Here is a 19,153-nt window from a genome sequence, read left to right as displayed (position 1 = left end):
AAATCTTAATTTTAACTACATGAGTACTGCCATTGACCAGAACCGCATTCGCCAGATATTCTTTCTGGTCATTATAGTATTGCTCGGGCTATTGCTTTTTTTGGAGTTATATACCTTCCTTCCGGCCTTGCTTGGAGCAGTGACGCTCTATGTATTGTTGCATAAAAGGTATTTCCGGTTGGTAGAGAAGCGTAAATGGAAACCGGGATTGGCGGCATTCTTTATCATGTTCCTTTCTTTGATTGTGATCCTGGTACCCATCGGACTGCTGGTAAACATGCTTTCATCCAAGGTGACCTATGTGGTCGATCATTCTTCTGAATTAAGCGCTGCGCTGCAAAAAATCGTGAGTGATATTGACCAGCGGTTTGACATCAAGTTGTTAAGTGCGGATAATATCAAGCAATTACAAAAAGCCATTACCGACCTGGTGCCAAAAGTGTTAAATGCCACGTTTAATACACTGACCACGATCTTCTTCATGTACTTTATGCTCTATTTCATGCTGGTGAATGGCCGTAAAATGGAAGATGCCTTGTATGAGCATGTGCCCCTGAAGGACGAGAATGTAGCCCGTATCGGATCAGAGATCAATAATATGGTAGTGTCCAACGCCATTGGAATCCCGGTGATCGCCATTCTGCAAGGCATTGTTGCCCTGATCGGGTATTTCATAGTAGGTGTAAATGAACCCTGGTTCTGGTTTGTGGTTACCTGTATCACGGCCATGATCCCCATTGTGGGGGCTGCATTGGCTTATGTCCCGTTATCCATTATACTTTTTGCCAATGGGCAAAACTGGCAAGGTATATTCATGCTCATATGGGGTTTTGGTTTAATAGGAACAGTGGATAATCTCTTTCGGTTTACCCTGCAAAGCAGGATAGGAAATATACATCCCCTCATCACTGTTTTTGGAGTTATTGTCGGATTGAACCTTTTTGGGTTTATTGGTCTGATTTTTGGTCCACTCCTCATCTCAATGTTTATACTGCTGCTGAGGATATACTCTAATGAGTTCATTACAAAGCAACGTACGATTCATTAAAAGCGCTAATTGTTTACACGTAGAAAATGGGAAACTACTATAGTCAGGTAGTGTATTATTTCTAAACGATTTACCGGATATTCCGGGTAATAATTCGCGCAATAAAAAAAGAAAGCTGTTTTGTTTGTATTTACTGATTCTCAATAATATTTTCACTTTCGCTTTCGTTTGGTAGAATTGAAAAACCGTCCGTATCCAATGAGTAAACTGATCCACCTCTTTATTCTCACCGGCTTGTCCGCTATCACAACTGTGGTACCTCAACTGAGGGCAGGAAGCCGCCCCCTTCACAGTTATTCTGTTGAAGCCCCGATTGCCAGGACTACTACCCTGGCCGAGAAAGCCCAGTTTCTGTTTGATAGTCTTGACCTCGATCAATTAGGCCTGAGCGAAGAAGCATTTCAATATGCCTATAAAGGGTACACAGAATTAGTAGAAAAAGGCTTGATACGTAAGAATGGCCTGTTGACCATTTGCGATTTTAGTCAGTCTTCCCGCAATAAGAGGCTTTACCTCGTGGATATGGAGAATTTCCAGGTATTAAAGAACACCTATGTGGCCCATGGCCGTAATTCAGGTGGTGAGTTTGCCAAAAGCTTCTCCAATAGTCCCCGTTCGCATAAAAGCAGTCTTGGTTTTTATATCACCAGCTCTACCTATAAAGGAGGACATGGTCTTTCGCTTCGTTTACAAGGGGTAGAAAAAGGAATCAATGATAAGGCCATGTTGCGGCATATTGTGATCCATGGGTCCAATTATGTCGGCGATAAATTTCTTGACCGCAGTCCTTTCCTGGGCCGGAGTTTTGGCTGCCCTGCGATACCTGCTGAAGAAACAAAGGATATCATTGAAACCATTAAGGATGGCTCCTGCCTTTTTATTTATCATCCCAGCAATACTTATCTGAAGACATCAAAAATATTAAACGGCTAGATTGGACATAGTACATAAGGATGGATGAAACAAACAGCCTGATCGTAAGATTGGGCTTTTGTTTTTTTAAATAAAAAATGCGACCACCTGGGCCAATACACCTACCAGAAAACCTGCATAGATCTCGGTGGGGCTATGACCATGTACGATGAGCCGGGCTGTGCCTACAATACCCGCTATGAGTAGGGCGATGGAGAGAAATACTGTATAATTGACCGATTCGGTGAGGGCCATACCCGCAATAAAGGCCACAAGAGCACCTGCTGCCATGGTATGCATACTGATCTTGATATAAATATTGGCAATAAAACCCGCGATAGAGGTGATAAAGGTGGCCAGCATAAATGCGACCAGCGGCTCCGGGGCAAAATTATTCTTGAAAGCATACCAGTTCCAGAAATAAAAGATCATGCTGATGGCATAGGGAATGATCCGGTCCTGGCGGGTGCGCAGGTGTATGGACTTGATGAATTTTAAGGCAAGCAATAGCAGGATACTTACCAACGGAAGAAAAGTACAGTTGACAAAAACCTGTAATACGGTGGTCAGTTTTCGCCAGGGGTTGAACCCGGGAAATAAATAGGGATGTTCGATCACCAGAAAGAGCGTGACATAAACCGGAATGAAAAGGGGGTGAAAAAGATAAGAGAAAAAAGTTGCGACCCAGCGAAGCCATTTTGGCTGGGGGAGCTTTTCGTATGTTTCGGTGATCTGGTTCTGTTCGTCGATGGCAAGGATGGTGCTCATATTACAGTTCTTTCCGGAGCCTGGCCACGGGGATGTTCAATTGTTCCCTGTATTTGGCTACGGTTCGACGTGCAATATTATACCCTTTTTCCTGAAGTAGATCGGTCAATTTTTCGTCGCTATGCGGTTTGCGTTTGTTCTCGCTTTCGATGAAGTCGCTCAGTATCTTTTTTACTTCACGGGTGGAAACCTCTTCGCCGCTATCGGTACTGAGTGATTCGGAGAAGAAGAATTTAAGCCGATAGGTACCAAACTCGGTTTGTACGAATTTGCTGTTGGCTACCCGGCTTACTGTGGAAATATCCAGATTGGTAATTTCGGCTATGTCTTTCAGGATCATGGGCCGCATGCTGGTCTCATCTCCGGTGAGAAAGAAATCTTCCTGATGGCTCATGATGGCGGTCATTGTGCTCAGCAGGGTATGCTGTCTTTGTTTGATGGCGTCAATGAACCATTTAGCGGCATCAATTTTTTGTTTGATAAAAAGAACGGCCTCTTTCTGGCGTTTATCTTTTTTTGACCCGGTCTCATATTCTTTGAGCATATCGCGGTAGCCTCCACTGATCCGGAGATCGGGTGCATTGCGGGAGTTGAGGGTCAGTTCCAGTTTACCATTGTTATTGAAGATAAAGAAGTCGGGCACCACATAGCTTTCTGCCTTGTTCATAGTGGTCAGGTTGCCACCGGGTTTGGGATTGAGCCTTACTACCTGCTTCATTACATCTTTCAGTTCCTCTTCGGTCAGGTCGAGCCCACGTTGTATACGTTCGTAGTGCTTCTTGGTGAATTCGTCAAAATACCGGCTTATGGCTTGCATGGCGGTATCTACATCATGTCCCTCGAGTTTCAGGCGATGAAGCTGTAGCAGCAAACATTCCTGCAGATCACGTGCGCCTACACCCGGAGGATCGAACTGCTGGATCATATCAATGATCTTTTCCACTTCCTGAGGACTGGCCATGATGTTTTGGCGAAAAGCGAGGTCATCCACAATGGCGGAGGTTTCGCGGCGCAGGTAGCCGTCTTCATCAATACTCCCAATAATGTGTTCGGCTATTCGCTGCTCACGCTCTTCGAGGTTCAGCATACCCAGTTGCAACAGGAGGGTCTCGTAAAAACTGGTTTCCGTCTTAACCGGGGAGGTCCGGGTCTCCTCATCGGGATAATTATCATCCCGCAGGCGGTAATCGGCGATATCATCATCGCCATCCTGTACATATTCACTTATATCAATATTGTCGTAGTCCTCTTCGCTTCCATCCGCTTCTTCTGCTTCCTCTGGACTGTTATCCGCAAATTCATCTACCAGGTCATCGCTGCTTTCGGCTCCTTCTTCTTCCAGTTCCAGGGCGGGGTTCTCCTCCAGCTCTTCTTTGATGCGTTCTTCCAGGTTGGCCGTAGGGACCTGCAGCAATTTCATTAATTGAATTTGCTGTGGGGAAAGTTTTTGTAGTAACTTTTGGTGTAAACCCTGACTTAAAGCCATATCATGCTCAGTTAATGTCCTGGATTATAGAAAAAAAGCGCCGCTGCATCAAAAATCAGGCCGTAAATTTACAAACAAAAGGTACAACCATGGGGCAACGAATATCAATTCTTCTTGTTGTGTTCCTGTTAAAGTTTTTTTTACCGGGGCAAGCCCAACTAAAGACGGTTGAATTTGTGCGGGTGAACCCTTCGTTTTCCCTAAAACCGGTATTTCAGGTCAGGCCCGACTTTATCTCAAAAAATCAGGGTATTATTTGCCAAAAGGAATGGCAATTGCAAAAACTCACCTCCATCCCGATCCGGTTCAGATTGGGCTCGGTAGAGTATACTGATAAGATGGAGGGAAAGGGGACTTACTTCTTTTTGAGCCAATCCATTTCAGGCACTTTCACCGGTTCGCGGAAATAGTTGTTCCGGAGACTGTCGCTCCAGCCATTGGGATTGTTCTTAAACGTTTTACTGCTAAAGAATATACTGCCCTGCACCTGCGGGTATTGACGCAGGAGTTTGATCTGGTTGGGCAACTCATTGGGATTTTTCCAGGCGGGATTGGACCCGGCGCGGTAGATACCCAATCCTATATATATGTGTTTGCCATAACTGTTTTTGCTCCACCAGTCAAGCAATTTGGCATAATCGATCTTGTCATGACCGATCTCGAGGTATAATTGAGGTGCCACGTAATCAATCCAGTCCTTCTCCATCCAAAGAAGGATATCGGCATAAAGATCGTCGTAGTTGGTTTGTGAGGCTTTGCTGTCACTTCCCCGTGGGTCCTGGTCCAGATTACGCCATACACTAAATGGGGAGATCCCAAACTGGCACTGAGGATTGGTCTGTTTGATCACCGTACTCAGTTTGCGAATGATAGAGTCCACATTGCTCCGGCGCCAATCATCTTTTGATAATTTACTTCCTGATTTCTGGTAGGCGGCCGCATCGGGAAATTCTTTTCCGGCAATGCGGTAGGGATAGAAATAATCATCCATGTGGATGGCATCGATCTTATATCTTTTCACGATATCCTTTACCACTTTCACCACAAAGTCCTGCGCCTGTTTATTCGAAGGGTCAAAGTATTTTTTATCGCCATAGGTCAGGAACCATTCCGGGTGTTTGCGAATGATATGGTTCTTGGCGATCGAGGAAGTTTTGATATTGAAAACAGCCCGATAGGGATTGAGCCAGGCATGAAAGACCATGTTGCGCTTATGCGTTTCTTCGATCATGAATTGGAGCGGATCATAAAAGGGGACGGGTGCTTTGCCTTGTTTTCCGGTAAGCCATTCGCTCCAGGGTTCGAATTCAGACGGGTAAAAGGCATCACCCGAAGGGCGAATCTGTACCACCACGGCATTCATGCCATTGCGTTTGTGCATATCCAGTTGGCGGATGAACTCGGCTTTTTGCGAAGCAGGACTATAATCTCCCCGTATCGGCCAATCTATATTATCCACCGATGCGATCCATACGCCCCTGAATTCGGGTTTAGCTTGTGCGATCGATTCTGAACCAGATAAAATGCAAACGAGCAGGGTCAGCAGACCAGGTAGTATTCTTCTCATGATTGAACTTAGAAACACAAAGATAGCCCAACCAACTCAAGGCTGATCAAGCGTGCGTACTTTATCGAGGAGATTGCTTAGTGTGACGGCTTCTTTTTTGGTGAGTTTTTTTAATACGCCATCCATCTCATCCTGCTTATGATCGAGGCGTTCAAGCAGGGCCAAACCTTTATCTGTAATTGTAATATCTACCAGTCGGCGATCGGCTTTACAGGTAACTTTTTTAACAAGTTCTTTAGAAAGCAAACGGTCAACGATCCGGCTGGTATCACTCATTTTATCCAACATCCGCTCGCGAATCTGCAAAGTGGAAAGAGGTTTGGGAAAACTTCCACGCAGAATACGGAGAATGTTGAACTGCTGCGAAGTGATATCTTCCGCATCCAAAATACTGGATGTTTTCTCTCGCATCCAGTTATAGGTATAGATCAGGTTGATGACCGCCTTCTGGTATTCATTGCGGAAATTCACCTGCTGTACATCCTGTTCAATGCCCATATAGAATGAAAAAGTTTCATGCGAAGGTAATAAACCCCGCATGAAACCTGCATTTAGTGATTAAGATCAACTGTTGTAATAAAATTTCTCTTCTACGATCTTCCCGTTCTTCCAGCGCTGTACGGCCAACTGTACATAGGTACGGGTGCCATAGTCCTTATGGGTATAATCAAACCACCACTCTACCACCGCCAGGCCATCGCTGATCAGGGTATTGAGGATCTTGGCACCACGGAATTCAGTGAGGCCATTTACAAACGCCTCCTCATACTGACGGTTGATATCCTTACCTACACGGGCAGGGTAATCGTTGTCCTGCATCACAACATTATCATCATAAAATTTCTCAAATGCGTCCAGGATCTTTCCTTCGAGGATCATCTGGTTCAATTGGTCTACTTGGGTTCTGAGGTCTGTCATATGTTTTTTATTTAATTGAGTATAACAAGACCACAAAAATAATGTTTAAACATTGAATTATAAAATTTAGGGTAAGAAATTAACACTTGTTGATAAATTACCATGGGTTGGGTATTGTTAAGTCGCTGGGAAAGAATGAATTTTAGGAAATAACAGGCTACCATGCGACTTATCCTTGATTCATGCAAAAATTTTGGGGAAGGCTTTTTGTCCTTTTACCGCCGGCTTTACAGCGCGATGCTGAACTGGTGAGTTTAGTTTTCCCAAACCCGTGTTCCTTCTGAGCAGTTGGAACAGATGTCGATATTCTTCCTTCCCAGAAGGATCCGGCTGCGAAACTCCTTATACGCCGGGTTGCTCCAGATTTCCTTAAAGGGTTTTGTTTTCAGGTCACCCAGTTTATGCTGGGCATCCTTATCAAAGCAGCAAGGGGCTACAAGTCCGTCCCAGGTAATGACGGGATCGTGCCATAGTCTCCAGCAATGATTGGCGAGTTTGCCTTTGAAGGTATAGCCTTCATCGGTTTTTTGGTAGCGGCTGTATTTACCATTGACGGGGATGAGCTGGTTGGGATCTTTTTCGAAATCATAGATCTGGGCGGTTTTGAACCAGACTGCATCCACACCGATCTGTTTACCCAGTTCACGGGCTTCTTCTACCTGGTGTTCATTGGGACGGACTACCAGGAACTGAAAGATGATAAAGGGTGTTTTGCTACCGAGTTCTTTTTTCCATTTCACTATATTTCGTGCCCCTTCCAGTACTTTATCCAGGCGTCCACCCACGCGGTATTGTTCATACACTTCCTGGGTGGTGCCATCAATGGAAATGATCAGCCGGTCGAGACCGCTTTCAATGGTACGACGTGCATTTTCATCGGTCAGATAATGCGCATTGGTGGAGGTGGCGGTATAGATCTTTTTTTGCGTAGCATATTTTACCATATCCAGAAAACCCGGATTGAGGTAGGGTTCGCCCTGAAAGTAAAAAACCAGGTAAAGGAGTTCGGCTGAAAGCTGGTCGATCGTTTCACTAAAGAAATCCTTTTGCAGCATACCTGTTGGGCGGGTAAAGGCGCGGAGTCCGCTGGGGCATTCGGGACAACGGAGATTGCAGGAGGTAGTAGGCTCAAAGGAGATGGATATCGGATAACCCCATTGTATCGCTTTTCCTGTCCATTTACTCCATTGGTAACTGGACCAAACCTTCAACCCGTTCCAGATACGGCGGGGCGTAAGCTTAGATAATAAATTGAGGCTGTCGTTCCAATTGAATTGAGACATGTTGCCTGCAAAGTTATAGGCCCGCAAGCAATAAAGTTTTATCTTCCCTGTCAGTACCATGTACCCCAACCTGTCCTTTACCATCTACCCCCTGAGTGAACAGGCCCTTGTCATTGACTTTGGCCAGCGTATAGAGTTTTCCATTCATCAATTGGTTCTTCGCTGTTATGATCATTTAAGGGCCAATCCCCTTCCTGTTAAACATGAATGGGTACCTGCCTATAGTTCACTCACACTGTATTTTGATCTGTTTGCCCTGGTGCAACATACCGGCGATCCGCAACCATTTGCTTATTTGGATAAATATATCAGGGAAAAATTGTCGGTCTTACCCACGGTTTTGCCCCATGAACATCGTGTACATTCCATTCCGGTTTGTTATGATCCTGTGCTGGCGCCCGATCTCAATGCATGTGTACAACGGTCGGGACTATCGCTGGAAGAACTCATCCGGTTGCATACGGCCATCGAATACCAGGTTTGCTTTCTGGGTTTTTTACCCGGGTTTGCCTATATGGCCGAGGTAGATGAACGTATTGCCTTTCCCCGAAAACAGCAACCGGCCGACCGCGTTCATGCAGGAAGTGTAGGCATCGCTGGTCGGCAGACCGGGATCTATCCGCTCGCTTCACCCGGAGGTTGGCAGGTGATCGGGAGAACACCCCTGCATTTATTTGATCCTGAAAAGGAAATACCTGTATTATTTCAGCCCGGTGACCGGGTGCGTTTTTATTCGATCAATCATTATGAGTTTGACCATTACGAAGGCGGGGTTACTTGATACCCTGCAAGATCTGGGAAGAGCAGGATACCGCCACCTGGGGATCAATCCAACAGGGGCCATGGATCAATATTCGCTGCAGGTGGCGAATTTACTCGTAGGTAATGAACGCGAAGAGGCCTGTCTGGAATTATTTTTTCCGGCGGCTACCCTGTCCTTTGAAGAAGATGCGCTGATCGCCATCACTGGTGCGGATATGGGTGCTACCATGAGTGGTGAAAACCTCCCGGTGAATAAACCGATCTGGATCAGAAAAGGTTCCCTGCTTCATTTTGATCACCTCAAAGAAGGATATTGTTCTTACCTGGCTGTACGGGGTGGGTTTGATATTCCTGCCTGGCTCGGTAGCCGAAGTACTCATTTACGGGCCGGCGTTGGTGGATGGGAAGGAAGGACATTAAAAAAAGGGGACCAGATTAAGTTTAGAAAAACAATCCAGTGCCCGGTAGACTGGAATAAAAATCATCACCATACCCTTCCCTTTGGGGCAGCGCCTTTACGCGAAGCCCTGCCATCGGATCTGGTTTTTGCCTTGCGTGGCCCGGAGTGGGAAGAACTCGATGATCAATCAAAAGAACTTTTGTCAACCTCATCCTTTACTATAACAGTGCCTTCTGACCGCATGGGCTTTCGCTTGCGGGGAGAACAGCCCCTTATCAGATCTACAGACAGGGAACTGGTTTCAACCACCGTTGACTTTGGCACCATACAAATTCTCCCCAATGGACAAATGGTTGTCCTGCTGGCCGATCACCAGACCACGGGCGGATATCCCCGGATCGCCCAGGTAATAAAGGCTCATCATCATCGACTTGTACAGAAAAGACCCGGCGAACAGATCCGTTTCAAATGGGTGGAATATGAAGAATCGGTCCGCTCGTGTATTTCTCAGGAGCAGAATTTGCGTCATTTGCAAATTGCCTGTATCTTGAAACTGGAAGAGCACTGTACCCATGAACCATTTAGAAACCAACGAATCAGCAAGCCTGACCATTGACCTCAATTGTGACCTGGGCGAAGGAATTGGCAATGATGCCCTGATCATGCCATATATCAGTTCCGCCAATATTGCCTGTGGCTATCATGCAGGCGATGACACCACTATGAAGTCCACAATCGAATTAGCCCTCAGGCATGGGGTTGCCCTGGGCGCACACCCCTCGTATTTAGACCGGGAAAATTTTGGACGCACGGATTTACTTCTTTCTCCTCCGGAGGTATACGACATCGTAACTGACCAGGTAAATAAGCTGACAACCATTGCCCAGACCTTTGGTACAAAACTTCATCACGTTAAACCACACGGCGCTTTGTATAATAAAGCGGCTACTACGCGTAGCCTTGCGGCGATCATTGCCCTGGCGGTAAAGGATGTGGATGATGAATTAATGATATATGGTTCACGCGCCCTGGTTTCAGAGGCCCGAAAAATTGGTATGCGTGCCGCGCATGAGGTATTTGCAGACAGGGCATATAATGCAGATGGCAGTCTTGTTTCCCGAAAAACCCCAGGCCATTTTATTGAAGACAATCAAAAGGCAGTGGATCAGGTGATCAGGATGGTAACCACAGGCAAGGTAATGACCATCTCTGGTGAAGAAATTGATATCATAGCCGATACGGTTTGTATTCATGGGGACGGTCCACATGCACCCGAGCTGGCCAAAGCCATCCGAATGAGCTTAGTGGCCCACAAGATCAATATCTCAAAACAGTTGATCTAAGTATTGTTATATTGAGGCAGCAATCATGAAACGAAATTCTGCCATTCTTGGGGCGGCCTTTCTCATGGCCACCTCGGCCATTGGTCCCGGGTTTTTAACCCAAACCACTGTCTTTACCGCCGAATTACTGACCAGTTTTGGCTTTGTCATCCTCATTTCAGTATTGATCGATATCTGTGCGCAGGTAAATATCTGGCGCGTCATATCCATTTCCGGATCACCCGCACAAGAGCTGGCCAACCGTCTGTTGCCCGGCTTGGGTTATATACTCGCGGCCATGATCGCCATTGGTGGATTCATCTTTAATATAGGAAATATAGGAGGGGCCGGCTTGGGTTGGAATATACTCACGGGGATGGACACACGCTATGGGGCTGTACTGAGCGCTCTGATAGCAATCGGTATTTTTTGGGTAAAGGAAGCGGGTGTGGTAATGGATCGTTTTACACAGATATTGGGTTTGCTTATGATCGGGATCACTGTCTATATCGCGTTTGCCTCTCACCCTCCTGTGATCCGTGCTATTGAGCATAGTTTCTTTCCGGAGAAGACAAGGCTCATTCCTATCATTACTTTGGTGGGAGGTACTGTAGGAGGGTATATCAGTTTTGCCGGAGCGCATCGCCTGCTGGATGCGGGAATCAGGGGGCCCGCTCAAATGCGCCTGGTCACCCGCAGTGCCATCAGTGGTATTCTCATTACCTCGTTCATGCGGTTTATTCTGTTTCTTGCTGTATTGGGCGTGGTCAGTACCGGGTTTATGTATGACCAATCAAATCCAACGGCTTCCGTGTTTCAGAAAGCGGCCGGGCAGGCGGGTTATTTCTTCTTTGGAATTGTATTATGGATCGCGTCGATCACTTCGGTAATCGGGGCATCGTACACCACGGTCAGTTTTTGGAAGACGCTTGTACCTGCTGTTGACAAACATAGTAAATGGGTGGTAACGGTATTTATCCTGCTCTCAACGTTGATCTTTTTGATCAATCCCCATCCCGTGAAGCTGTTATTGTTTGCCGGTACGGCCAATGGCTTTATCCTGCCCATTGCCTTGGCCATTGTATTACTGGCCGTTTACAAAAAACATATCATGGGGGAGTATAAACATCCCCTGATCTTTGGACTCCTGGGTTGGATGACCGTTGCGTTGATGCTCTTCTTTGCGGTACGTATCTTTTTTTAAAATCTCCTGACCCGGAAGGTACAGTTGATCGTATGCTGGGTGCTGGCAGCTCCTTCCTTGAATTGGCCATTGAAATTTCCTTCAATAAACTGACCGGGGGCACCAAAGGTGGTGACATTTACATTCAGGGGTGTGACCACAACAATTGAATCGTATTGGTTGACCGACCGCATACTGATCGGGAAGCTGCCTATGGAATTGCCGGTGAACCCAAACCAGATATTGATATTTGGCTGGCTCACTTTGAAACCATTGATGTCAAAATAGTTCTGGGAGCCCTGGTTATACGCGGAGATCGAATCACCAGCCACACTACTATTGATCACGTATTCCGCACCTCCATCAATGGCATAATTGATAAAGGTGACAGAGGAAGTACCACAAGCCTGAATATTACCCGTATTAAAAACGCCTGTAGAAGCCGCGGCAACAATCGGAGCGCTTTGCTGATCGGTGTCAAGGTCTTCAACCACCACTTCTACAAGTCCGGTACTATTGGCGCACCGGGTCATATGCAGGGAGAAACTGCCTGCCTGTACGGGTGCAACAAAGAGTACATCTTCAAAATAGATATAGGCTTTTCCGTTTGCGATGGGTTGGTTATTACAGTTGGTGGCTGTACCGGTAACCTGCAGTTCATTTACCGCCGGAAGATCGACGGTGATATTGCCCAGGTTGGTGGTGGCGGTAAAGGGCCCGATATTCTGTGAATAAATAACCGATTGACAATTATCCAACACCTGAAGCAGCAGCGGTTCGTTATTGAACACAAATCCACTTACATGTCCAAGGGAATCCGTGTAACCCATTGAAGAGCTGCCGTTGCTCACCCGCGTGATTTTTACCGTGGTATAGGGAAGTGGTCCTTCGTTGGTGATCAGGGTCATTTCAAGAAAAACCGCGTTATTGCTGATATCACAATTCCAGAAGGAGAAGTGGGAGACTTCGCCCTGGTAAACATTACCCACTTTGGTAGCGCTGCCTTCTTCCTTCCACAAACCATCTGTTTCATTCATGTACCAAAGGGGAATAGTGGCGGGCGCGGAGCTTTGTAATGAAGAGGGGATGGCCATTTTAAGGGTAGCTTTTTTCCCTGTGGCGATCTGAAGTGGCTCTCCACCTGCACCTTCCAGTTCAACAGCCATCATACCATATGATTTCAGGAGTACCCGATAATTATTGGCGTCTGTAGCCTGGAAACTTCCAGGAATGATCTCACCAATATCATTTTGTGTAGGGTCAATATTGGCGGCAAAAACACGAACTGTTCCCATATAGGGTTGGTTGTTTGATTTCAGCACCACAGAATTACCCGGTATGGTGATCGTTGATCCTCCCAGGGTGATGGTACCGCCTGCAGTCGATACAAAATTGTCGATCTCGTTTTTGGTGATCAACTTGATACGGACAAAATTGGTATTGTTTGCCACCGCTGAAAAAGTACGGATGGCCTGGAAATATCCAGCCTTTTCCACTTTTACTACTGAATTGTATTTATCCAGTTGGATATTATTAAATCGGAACAACCCTTTATCATTGGTCACCATGGTTTGTCCTCCGGCCTTGACAAGTGCGCCGGGCATCGGCGTACCACTTTCGTCCAGGATCACACCTGTTAGGTTGGCATTGACCGGACTTGCATTTACCACAATCCCAGGCTCGGTACCAGGAGGAAGATCATTTTTTATTTCACGCTGACAGGCAGAAAAAAACAGTGTTATTAAGGCTAATGCAGAAAGAAGCTTTTGGAACAGTTTCATGGTTTTAGATTGGAGGGAACAAAATACAATGTTTTCATTGGATATCAAATGCTTATTTAAGGTCTGACTGTTAATGGTTTATACTTATTAAACAATTCTTGTCTACATATATCAAAATAGTCTATATCCTATGGTTAAATACAGATTATATATAGGATAATAAAAAATTTGAAATGTGTTCATAAAAAGATGTGTATATCCTTTTATATCAATCATCTTTCGATTAAATTCAGTAATCAATTAAGGTAACCAAGGTAATGGAGAAGGGATTGCTTGCCATTCTCACCTTAAAGTTTACGTACCTCACTATTTAGGTTGAACAATCTGTCCGGAATTATCTGATCCAAAAGTTAAGAATGATTAAACCTTCTACCAATGGGATCATTACCGGCGGCATCGTGACCCTGTTTGTTACGATGGGTATCATTTTGTTCATTTCCATTCGTCAATCGGAAAGGGTAAAAGATACAGCCCGCATAGTAAACCTGACGCAGGAGGCTATTCGGCATGCCCAAAATCTGGTGATGACATCGCTTGATAATGAAACCGGGGCACGAGGATATGTGATCACCGGGGATGAGGCCTTTCTGGAGCCGCTCCACCGTTCGGTTTATCAATTTGAACAGGAAATGAATTGGATCAGGACCAATGCCTATCGGAGTGAGGAATATGCCCGTATTGTTGATTCACTGGATCGTTATATCCGGGTCCGGATCCAGTTTTCGGACAGTATGGTGAGTGTGCGTCGTAGTCAGGGCCTGGGTGCCATCATCGCTATGGTGCGGGAAGGGGTTGGTAAATCCTATACAGATAGCATACGTCATTTGGGAATCAGGTTGATCGATGCAGAGACCCGGGCTTTGGAAATAAGAAAAAGGGCCAATGAGGACATGATCGGTCAGCTCAACCGGATTTTGTTTGGTGTATTGGGGATTGTACTGGTGTTATCGCTTTATAGTTTATATAACCTGCGGGCAGATATCCGCAAGAAAGAGTTGAGTGAGCGAAAATTCAGGGCGCTCCTTGATTCGGCCCCGGATGCCACAGTGATCGTGGATGAGGAGGGTTTTATTCGCATGATCAATCAGCAAACGGAGCGGTTATTCGGGTACACAAAGGAAGAATTATTAGGAAAGAAAGTTGAATTGCTTATTCCTGGTGAGCTGCGGGAGAGACATTCCCATCATCGGGGAAGGTACTCGGATCAGCCCAGAGTGCGTATGATGGGAGAAGGGATCGAACTCAAGGCATTAAAGAAGGATGGGGGATTGTTTCCTGTGGCCATCAGTCTTTCTCCCATTCGCACCGAAGAGGGAATGATGGTTTCCGCCTCCGTGCGGGATATTACCGGAAGCAAAGACCTGGAGAATAACCTCCGGCGAAGCAACGAGGAATTGGAAGCGTTTACCTATTCTGTCTCCCATGACCTTCGCGCGCCGCTTCGGGGCATTACCGGGTTTACCACCATATTGGAAAATGAATATGGCGCAAAACTCGATGATGAAGCAAGGCGGATTACGGGTGTGATAAAGAACAATGCTCTGCGTATGGGCAACCTGATTGATGACCTGCTGGCCTTTTCCCGTATGGGCCGAAAGGAGATGGCCAAGGCGAGAGTAGATATGGAGCAGATGGTAAAAGAGTTGGCGCAGGAGTATGCCAGCGTAGAAAGTGAACGAAACATACAATGGACCATTGAGCCACTCCCGATGGTGATGGGTGATCCTGCCACCCTGCGACAGGTATGGATCAACCTGATGTCAAATGCGGTCAAGTACACGGGAAAAAAAGAACGCCCCGAGATCCATATCGGGCATTATGTGCAGGGAAGACAGCAGGTTTATTTTATCCGGGATAATGGCGTTGGCTTTAACAGCCAGTACAGGGATAAACTATTTAAGGTGTTTCAACGGTTGCATAGCCAGGTGGAGTTTGAGGGTACCGGAGTGGGGTTGGCCCTGGTTCAGAAGATCATCTTTCGACATGGCGGAAATACCTGGGCGGAAGGGGAAACAGAAAAGGGAGCCACTTTTTATTTTTCAATACCTATTGAATCATAGATAAATTAAAATTCAATGACAACACAACCTGTAGAGATTCTCCTGGTAGAGGACAATTTTGATGATGCAGAACTCACCATACGTGAATTGAAGAAGCACAATATGGCCAATCAATTGGTGCACGTTAAAGATGGCGAAGAGGCACTTGATTTTCTGTTTGCCCGTGGGGCATATAAGGGGCGGGACAATCATCCCTATCCCAAAGTGGTCTTATTGGATATTCAAATGCCAAAACTCAATGGCCTGGAGGTTTTGGAGCAATTAAAGAAGAATCAGGAGACCAAGGCCATCCCGGTGGTGATGTTAACCTCTTCGGCTGAAAACCCGGATATCCAACGATGTTATGACCTTGGCGCCAATAGTTATATCGTTAAGCCGGTAAATTTTGAAGGCTTTGCCGAATCGATCCGAAGTCTGGGATTTTACTGGTTATTGTTGAACCAGCCTCCAATCAGCTGAATATGGAATTGCGCATTTTGATGTTAGAGGATGACGCCACCGATGCGGAGCTTGTTCAGCGAAGCCTGCGTGGTCATGACCTGAACCCGGTATTCCAGGTTGTTTCCAGCGCTGCTGAATTTGCACAAGCCCTGGAAGAATTTAAACCGGATGTAATCCTGGCGGATAATTCACTTCCGCAGTTTGATGCCAAAGATGCTTTGCGGTTCTTGCAGGAAAAGAGCGTGCATATCCCTTTTATCATGGTTACGGGTACAATGTCAGAGGAGTTTGCCGTACATATCATAAAAAACGGGGCGGATGATTATATATTAAAGCATAGTCTGGTACGGTTGCCTTCGGCGATTCAGGCGGCCTTACGTCATCATGAAACGGAAAGGGCAAGAGAAAATGCCATTGCGCAATTAGTGATAAGCGAAAGAAACTACCGGGTATTGGTGGAAAGGATCACCGATGCCTTTATAGCATTGGATAATGAGTGGAAGTATACCTACATCAATCCGCAAGCCTCCATCCTGATCCATAAAAAACCGGAGGAAGTTTTGGGTAGGTCTGTGTGGGAGATTTTCCCGGAAGCAGTAGATTCAGCCACCTATCAAGCTATGCTTCGGGCTTTGCAGGAACAACGATATCAAACCAACGAAGATTATTTTGCTCCGCTTGATCTTTGGCAGGAAAACCATATTTACCCCTCACCGGATGGTATTTCCATGTTCATACGGGATATTTCTGAAAAAAAGCGTTTGCAATTAGCCTTGATGGAGCAGAAGCGGCGGGAACAGCAACGCCTTACGGCTACGGCACTGGCAGCCCAGGAGCGCGAACGAAACGCTATTGCTGTTGAATTACATGACAACGTGAACCAGATATTGGTGGGTACCAACCTGCTACTGACCATCATGCGTGATAATCCGGCAAAGGGAAAAGAATTACTCAATTCCTGTATGGACAGTATTCGGGAAGCCATATCCGAGAATCGGAAAATTGCCCATGAGTTGGTTACACCGGATCTGGAGACAGAGGGCCTGGTTGAACAATTGAACAGACTGGTGGGTAATATGCTTATACCTGCCGGCATCCAGGTAAAAATTGAGCGGGAAGAGTTTCAGGAAAAGGATCTTAAGGCCGATCAAAAACTGGCCTTGTACCGCATATTTCAGGAACAATGTGCCAATATTATTAAATACGCCAGTGCTTCAGAGGTATTGTTTCAGTTTCGGCAAACGGAAGGGAAGCATTTAATACTGATCGCGGACAATGGGAAAGGCGCCGAACCTTCCGATCTATATAAAGGTATCGGGTTGCATAATATATCTGCCAGGATAAATGTACTCGATGGACGCTCGGCTATTCATACAGCACCTGGTAAGGGGTTCAAACTTGAGATATCCCTGCCTTTTCAATGATCGGCATATATGTCCTCTTGCCTATCTTCACAAAAACCACATTATGCGCTATATCCTGATCATGCTCCTGGCCGGCTTGTTTTCCTGCGGTCCCAGATTCAGTACCGAAGCAGAATTGGAATCAAAACTGATGGAGACCATGCAGGAGCACCTGCGTATAAGTGCCAGACAGGGAGTAACCTTTACCGTAAAGGAAGTAATATGGGCCGAAAAGAGCCAGGACTATTTTTGTGAATTCCGGGTACGGATGCAGGATGGATCAAAAGATACGGTGGGTACCATGACCGCCCTGGTTTCCAAGGACTTCAAAACTGTGGAACGAAGCCAATAGACCCCTGTAATTTTTGGGTGCTGTTTTGATACTAATAATAAAAACGACCCATGCAAACAGGTGTTAAAAAGAGAACGGATATCCGATTCAATCGCATATTATATACCGGCTTTGTGTTGATAGCGGTCTGGTCTTATTTTTTTTCAAAAGATACAGGTACCGCGCTGGCCAATCTGGGTATTGCCCTGGCCTTTGATCCCTTTTCGCCCGAGGTTTCCTGGCCACAGCGCCCACTTTTCCAGCGGATCTGGTTAGGCGTACATATAATACTCGTGTTTGCCTTACTCTTCTTAACCATTTTTTGAATTTTCTGTTGTAAGGCAAAACTTTCTGCTTGAGCGAAAAAGAGTTTCTGGAACAGATCAGGTCCCATCAGGCCATCATCTACAAGGTGGTGAACCTTTATGCCTCCGATGCGGAGGAGCGGAAGGATCTTTACCAGGAGGTAGTGCTTCAATGTTGGAAGGGTTGGGCGAGTTTTCGGGGTGAATCGAAATTCAGCACCTGGTTGTACCGCATCAGCCTGAATACGGTATTTACCGCAAAAAGGAAGAAGAACAGGATCGAATATCCGGAACATGCCCCTGAGGAAGTGGGAATTGGACCAAGTGTTTTGGAAAACGAAAGGGCGGAAGTGTTGTACACGGCAATTCGCCGACTACCCGAAACCGACAGGGCCATCATTACCCTTCATCTGGATGGCTATGGCAATCAGGAGATCGCTGAAATGATGGGGATCACGGCCAATAGCATCAATGTAAAACTGTTCCGTATCCGCGAACGTCTTTCCAATCTATTAATCCCCCGAAACGTATGAGCGCAGACATTAACTGGAAACAATGGGAGCCTGGGGATAAGGTTCTGGAGGAGCTGCTTCAACCGGCGCGTCTGCATCGCCTGCATAGCAAGAATCCCCTGGTTGACCTTAAAAGGCAATTACTCTATTCCATGATTTGGGCAACGGGCATCACCATTGGTTATTTTTTCTTATTCCCTTATATCAACAGTGGCTGGGTAGTGGCCGGACTTGTGATCATGATCCTGTTTAATTTATTCCTTTTATATACAACCATTCGATTGTATCAACGGGTACAACCTGATATTTCTCCCAAAGCCAATTTGCTGGCGGAGTTGCGCCGGCACGATGCAGATTTTACACAATGGTGGGATCTGCAGCGGCGTGTAGCACTTTATGTTTACCCGGTAGCCGTTTCAGCAGGGTTTGTCTTCGGCGGCATGATGGGTTCAGGTAAAACGGTGGCACAACTTTTTGCCAAACCTGTCTTTTCGTGGGGGCTGCTTATTTGTATTATAGTGATGGTTCCTCTTTGTTTGAAATTCGCCAATTGGATGTTTGAGAAATCTTTTGGTAAACATCTGAAAATCCTGCGGGCGAACATTGAAGAACTCAATCAGGACTAACCCTGGTTGGTTTATGATTTCCTAACATTAAGTTCATTTTCGCTT

Annotated in this window: 20 protein-coding genes; 13 read left to right on the top strand and 7 right to left on the bottom strand. The window is 46.0% G+C overall.

The window, feature by feature from the left end; all coding sequences use genetic code 11:
- The first annotated feature begins 19 nt into the window (after nt 1-19).
- On the top strand, nt 20-1,048 hold the full coding sequence (locus J0M30_02265; GenBank protein MBN8666298.1) for an AI-2E family transporter: 1,029 nt from the start codon (nt 20-22) through the stop codon (nt 1,046-1,048).
- A 198-nt stretch (nt 1,049-1,246) separates the two neighbouring features.
- Nucleotides 1,247-1,981 carry a murein L,D-transpeptidase catalytic domain family protein gene (locus tag J0M30_02260; GenBank protein MBN8666297.1) on the top strand — a complete coding sequence of 245 codons (735 nt, stop codon included), beginning with the start codon at nt 1,247-1,249 and terminating at the stop codon, nt 1,979-1,981.
- 66 nt (nt 1,982-2,047) lie between these two features.
- On the opposite strand, the gene J0M30_02255 is transcribed toward J0M30_02260, so the two are convergent.
- The 6 genes from J0M30_02255 to J0M30_02230 form a co-directional block, all read right to left on the bottom strand.
- Nucleotides 2,048-2,728 carry a phosphatase PAP2 family protein gene (locus J0M30_02255; protein MBN8666296.1) on the bottom strand — a complete coding sequence of 227 codons (681 nt, stop codon included), beginning with the start codon at nt 2,726-2,728 and terminating at the stop codon, nt 2,048-2,050.
- Nucleotide 2,729: 1 nt separating this feature from the next.
- The gene (rpoN, locus tag J0M30_02250; protein MBN8666295.1) at nt 2,730-4,214 is read right to left on the bottom strand and encodes an RNA polymerase factor sigma-54; all 1,485 of its coding nucleotides are present in this window, start codon (nt 4,212-4,214) and stop codon (nt 2,730-2,732) included.
- Between the two features lie 355 nt (nt 4,215-4,569).
- The gene (locus J0M30_02245; protein ID MBN8666294.1) at nt 4,570-5,781 is read right to left on the bottom strand and encodes a family 10 glycosylhydrolase; all 1,212 of its coding nucleotides are present in this window, start codon (nt 5,779-5,781) and stop codon (nt 4,570-4,572) included.
- A gap of 36 nt (nt 5,782-5,817) precedes the next feature.
- Entirely contained in the window at nt 5,818-6,279 is a 462-nt protein-coding gene (locus tag J0M30_02240) for a MarR family transcriptional regulator (protein ID MBN8666293.1), read from the bottom strand.
- Nucleotides 6,280-6,345: 66 nt separating this feature from the next.
- Nucleotides 6,346-6,699 (bottom strand): nuclear transport factor 2 family protein, encoded by a 354-nt coding sequence (locus tag J0M30_02235; protein MBN8666292.1) that lies wholly within the window; start codon nt 6,697-6,699, stop codon nt 6,346-6,348.
- Between the two features lie 254 nt (nt 6,700-6,953).
- Nucleotides 6,954-7,982: an SPASM domain-containing protein gene (locus tag J0M30_02230; protein MBN8666291.1), complete on the bottom strand. Its 1,029-nt coding sequence runs from the start codon at nt 7,980-7,982 to the stop codon at nt 6,954-6,956.
- Between the two features lie 58 nt (nt 7,983-8,040).
- On the opposite strand from J0M30_02230, the gene pxpB reads away from it, so the two are divergent.
- From pxpB to J0M30_02210, 4 genes are read left to right on the top strand one after another with little or no spacing between them, the layout of a single operon-like run.
- Nucleotides 8,041-8,763 carry a 5-oxoprolinase subunit PxpB gene (pxpB, locus tag J0M30_02225; protein MBN8666290.1) on the top strand — a complete coding sequence of 241 codons (723 nt, stop codon included), beginning with the start codon at nt 8,041-8,043 and terminating at the stop codon, nt 8,761-8,763.
- Entirely contained in the window at nt 8,729-9,760 is a 1,032-nt protein-coding gene (locus J0M30_02220) for a biotin-dependent carboxyltransferase family protein (protein MBN8666289.1), read from the top strand. Before pxpB ends, J0M30_02220 begins: the two co-directional genes overlap by 35 nt.
- Nucleotides 9,717-10,487 (top strand): LamB/YcsF family protein, encoded by a 771-nt coding sequence (locus J0M30_02215; GenBank protein MBN8666288.1) that lies wholly within the window; start codon nt 9,717-9,719, stop codon nt 10,485-10,487. Before J0M30_02220 ends, J0M30_02215 begins: the two co-directional genes overlap by 44 nt.
- Before the next feature lie 25 nt (nt 10,488-10,512).
- On the top strand, nt 10,513-11,670 hold the full coding sequence (locus J0M30_02210; protein MBN8666287.1) for a divalent metal cation transporter: 1,158 nt from the start codon (nt 10,513-10,515) through the stop codon (nt 11,668-11,670).
- On the opposite strand, the gene J0M30_02205 is transcribed toward J0M30_02210, so the two are convergent.
- Complete coding sequence (locus tag J0M30_02205; protein ID MBN8666286.1) at nt 11,667-13,430, bottom strand: carboxypeptidase regulatory-like domain-containing protein; 1,764 nt, start codon at nt 13,428-13,430, stop codon at nt 11,667-11,669. The two genes, J0M30_02210 and J0M30_02205, sit on opposite strands and share 4 nt — an antisense overlap.
- A 356-nt stretch (nt 13,431-13,786) precedes the next feature.
- Here J0M30_02205 and J0M30_02200 point away from each other — a divergent pair, with 356 nt between their 5' ends.
- Genes J0M30_02200 through J0M30_02170 form a run of 7 tightly spaced genes read left to right on the top strand, consistent with a single transcriptional unit; the run spans nt 13,787 to nt 19,108 of the window.
- Nucleotides 13,787-15,490 carry a PAS domain S-box protein gene (locus J0M30_02200; GenBank protein ID MBN8666285.1) on the top strand — a complete coding sequence of 568 codons (1,704 nt, stop codon included), beginning with the start codon at nt 13,787-13,789 and terminating at the stop codon, nt 15,488-15,490.
- A gap of 15 nt (nt 15,491-15,505) precedes the next feature.
- The gene (locus tag J0M30_02195; GenBank protein MBN8666284.1) at nt 15,506-15,949 is read left to right on the top strand and encodes a response regulator; all 444 of its coding nucleotides are present in this window, start codon (nt 15,506-15,508) and stop codon (nt 15,947-15,949) included.
- Nucleotides 15,950-15,951: 2 nt separating this feature from the next.
- Complete coding sequence (locus tag J0M30_02190; protein MBN8666283.1) at nt 15,952-17,355, top strand: response regulator; 1,404 nt, start codon at nt 15,952-15,954, stop codon at nt 17,353-17,355.
- Between the two features lie 43 nt (nt 17,356-17,398).
- On the top strand, nt 17,399-17,686 hold the full coding sequence (locus tag J0M30_02185; GenBank protein MBN8666282.1) for a hypothetical protein: 288 nt from the start codon (nt 17,399-17,401) through the stop codon (nt 17,684-17,686).
- A 50-nt stretch (nt 17,687-17,736) separates the two neighbouring features.
- A complete protein-coding gene (locus J0M30_02180; protein MBN8666281.1) occupies nt 17,737-17,991 on the top strand; it encodes a hypothetical protein in 255 nt (84 codons plus the stop codon).
- A 29-nt stretch (nt 17,992-18,020) separates the two neighbouring features.
- Nucleotides 18,021-18,503 (top strand): sigma-70 family RNA polymerase sigma factor, encoded by a 483-nt coding sequence (locus J0M30_02175; protein ID MBN8666280.1) that lies wholly within the window; start codon nt 18,021-18,023, stop codon nt 18,501-18,503.
- Complete coding sequence (locus tag J0M30_02170; GenBank protein ID MBN8666279.1) at nt 18,500-19,108, top strand: hypothetical protein; 609 nt, start codon at nt 18,500-18,502, stop codon at nt 19,106-19,108. The genes J0M30_02175 and J0M30_02170 overlap by 4 nt, the downstream gene beginning before the upstream one ends.
- Nucleotides 19,109-19,153: the final 45 nt, after the last annotated feature.

The sequence above is a fragment of the Chitinophagales bacterium genome (assembly GCA_017303415.1).
In the GTDB taxonomy this organism is placed as follows: domain Bacteria; phylum Bacteroidota; class Bacteroidia; order Chitinophagales; family Chitinophagaceae; genus SpSt-398.
This window is presented reverse-complemented; position numbering and strand designations above follow the sequence as displayed.

Bases quoted from the DNA above. Each gene is read 5' to 3' on its own strand.
- J0M30_02235 (MBN8666292.1), bottom strand. From the start codon at position 6,699: ATGACAGACCTCAGAACCCAAGTAGACCAATTGAACCAGATGATCCTC.
- J0M30_02215 (MBN8666288.1), top strand. From the start codon at position 9,717: ATGAACCATTTAGAAACCAACGAATCAGCAAGCCTGACCATTGACCTC.
- J0M30_02210 (MBN8666287.1), top strand. From the start codon at position 10,513: ATGAAACGAAATTCTGCCATTCTTGGGGCGGCCTTTCTCATGGCCACC.
- J0M30_02255 (MBN8666296.1), bottom strand. From the start codon at position 2,728: ATGAGCACCATCCTTGCCATCGACGAACAGAACCAGATCACCGAAACA.
- J0M30_02245 (MBN8666294.1), bottom strand. From the start codon at position 5,781: ATGAGAAGAATACTACCTGGTCTGCTGACCCTGCTCGTTTGCATTTTA.
- J0M30_02240 (MBN8666293.1), bottom strand. From the start codon at position 6,279: ATGGGCATTGAACAGGATGTACAGCAGGTGAATTTCCGCAATGAATAC.
- J0M30_02265 (MBN8666298.1), top strand. From the start codon at position 20: ATGAGTACTGCCATTGACCAGAACCGCATTCGCCAGATATTCTTTCTG.
- J0M30_02190 (MBN8666283.1), top strand. From the start codon at position 15,952: ATGGAATTGCGCATTTTGATGTTAGAGGATGACGCCACCGATGCGGAG.
- J0M30_02200 (MBN8666285.1), top strand. From the start codon at position 13,787: ATGATTAAACCTTCTACCAATGGGATCATTACCGGCGGCATCGTGACC.
- J0M30_02170 (MBN8666279.1), top strand. From the start codon at position 18,500: ATGAGCGCAGACATTAACTGGAAACAATGGGAGCCTGGGGATAAGGTT.
- J0M30_02180 (MBN8666281.1), top strand. From the start codon at position 17,737: ATGCAAACAGGTGTTAAAAAGAGAACGGATATCCGATTCAATCGCATA.
- J0M30_02220 (MBN8666289.1), top strand. From the start codon at position 8,729: ATGAGTTTGACCATTACGAAGGCGGGGTTACTTGATACCCTGCAAGAT.
- J0M30_02195 (MBN8666284.1), top strand. From the start codon at position 15,506: ATGACAACACAACCTGTAGAGATTCTCCTGGTAGAGGACAATTTTGAT.
- J0M30_02205 (MBN8666286.1), bottom strand. From the start codon at position 13,430: ATGAAACTGTTCCAAAAGCTTCTTTCTGCATTAGCCTTAATAACACTG.
- J0M30_02260 (MBN8666297.1), top strand. From the start codon at position 1,247: ATGAGTAAACTGATCCACCTCTTTATTCTCACCGGCTTGTCCGCTATC.
- J0M30_02185 (MBN8666282.1), top strand. From the start codon at position 17,399: ATGCGCTATATCCTGATCATGCTCCTGGCCGGCTTGTTTTCCTGCGGT.
- rpoN (MBN8666295.1), bottom strand. From the start codon at position 4,214: ATGGCTTTAAGTCAGGGTTTACACCAAAAGTTACTACAAAAACTTTCC.
- pxpB (MBN8666290.1), top strand. From the start codon at position 8,041: ATGTACCCCAACCTGTCCTTTACCATCTACCCCCTGAGTGAACAGGCC.
- J0M30_02230 (MBN8666291.1), bottom strand. From the start codon at position 7,982: ATGTCTCAATTCAATTGGAACGACAGCCTCAATTTATTATCTAAGCTT.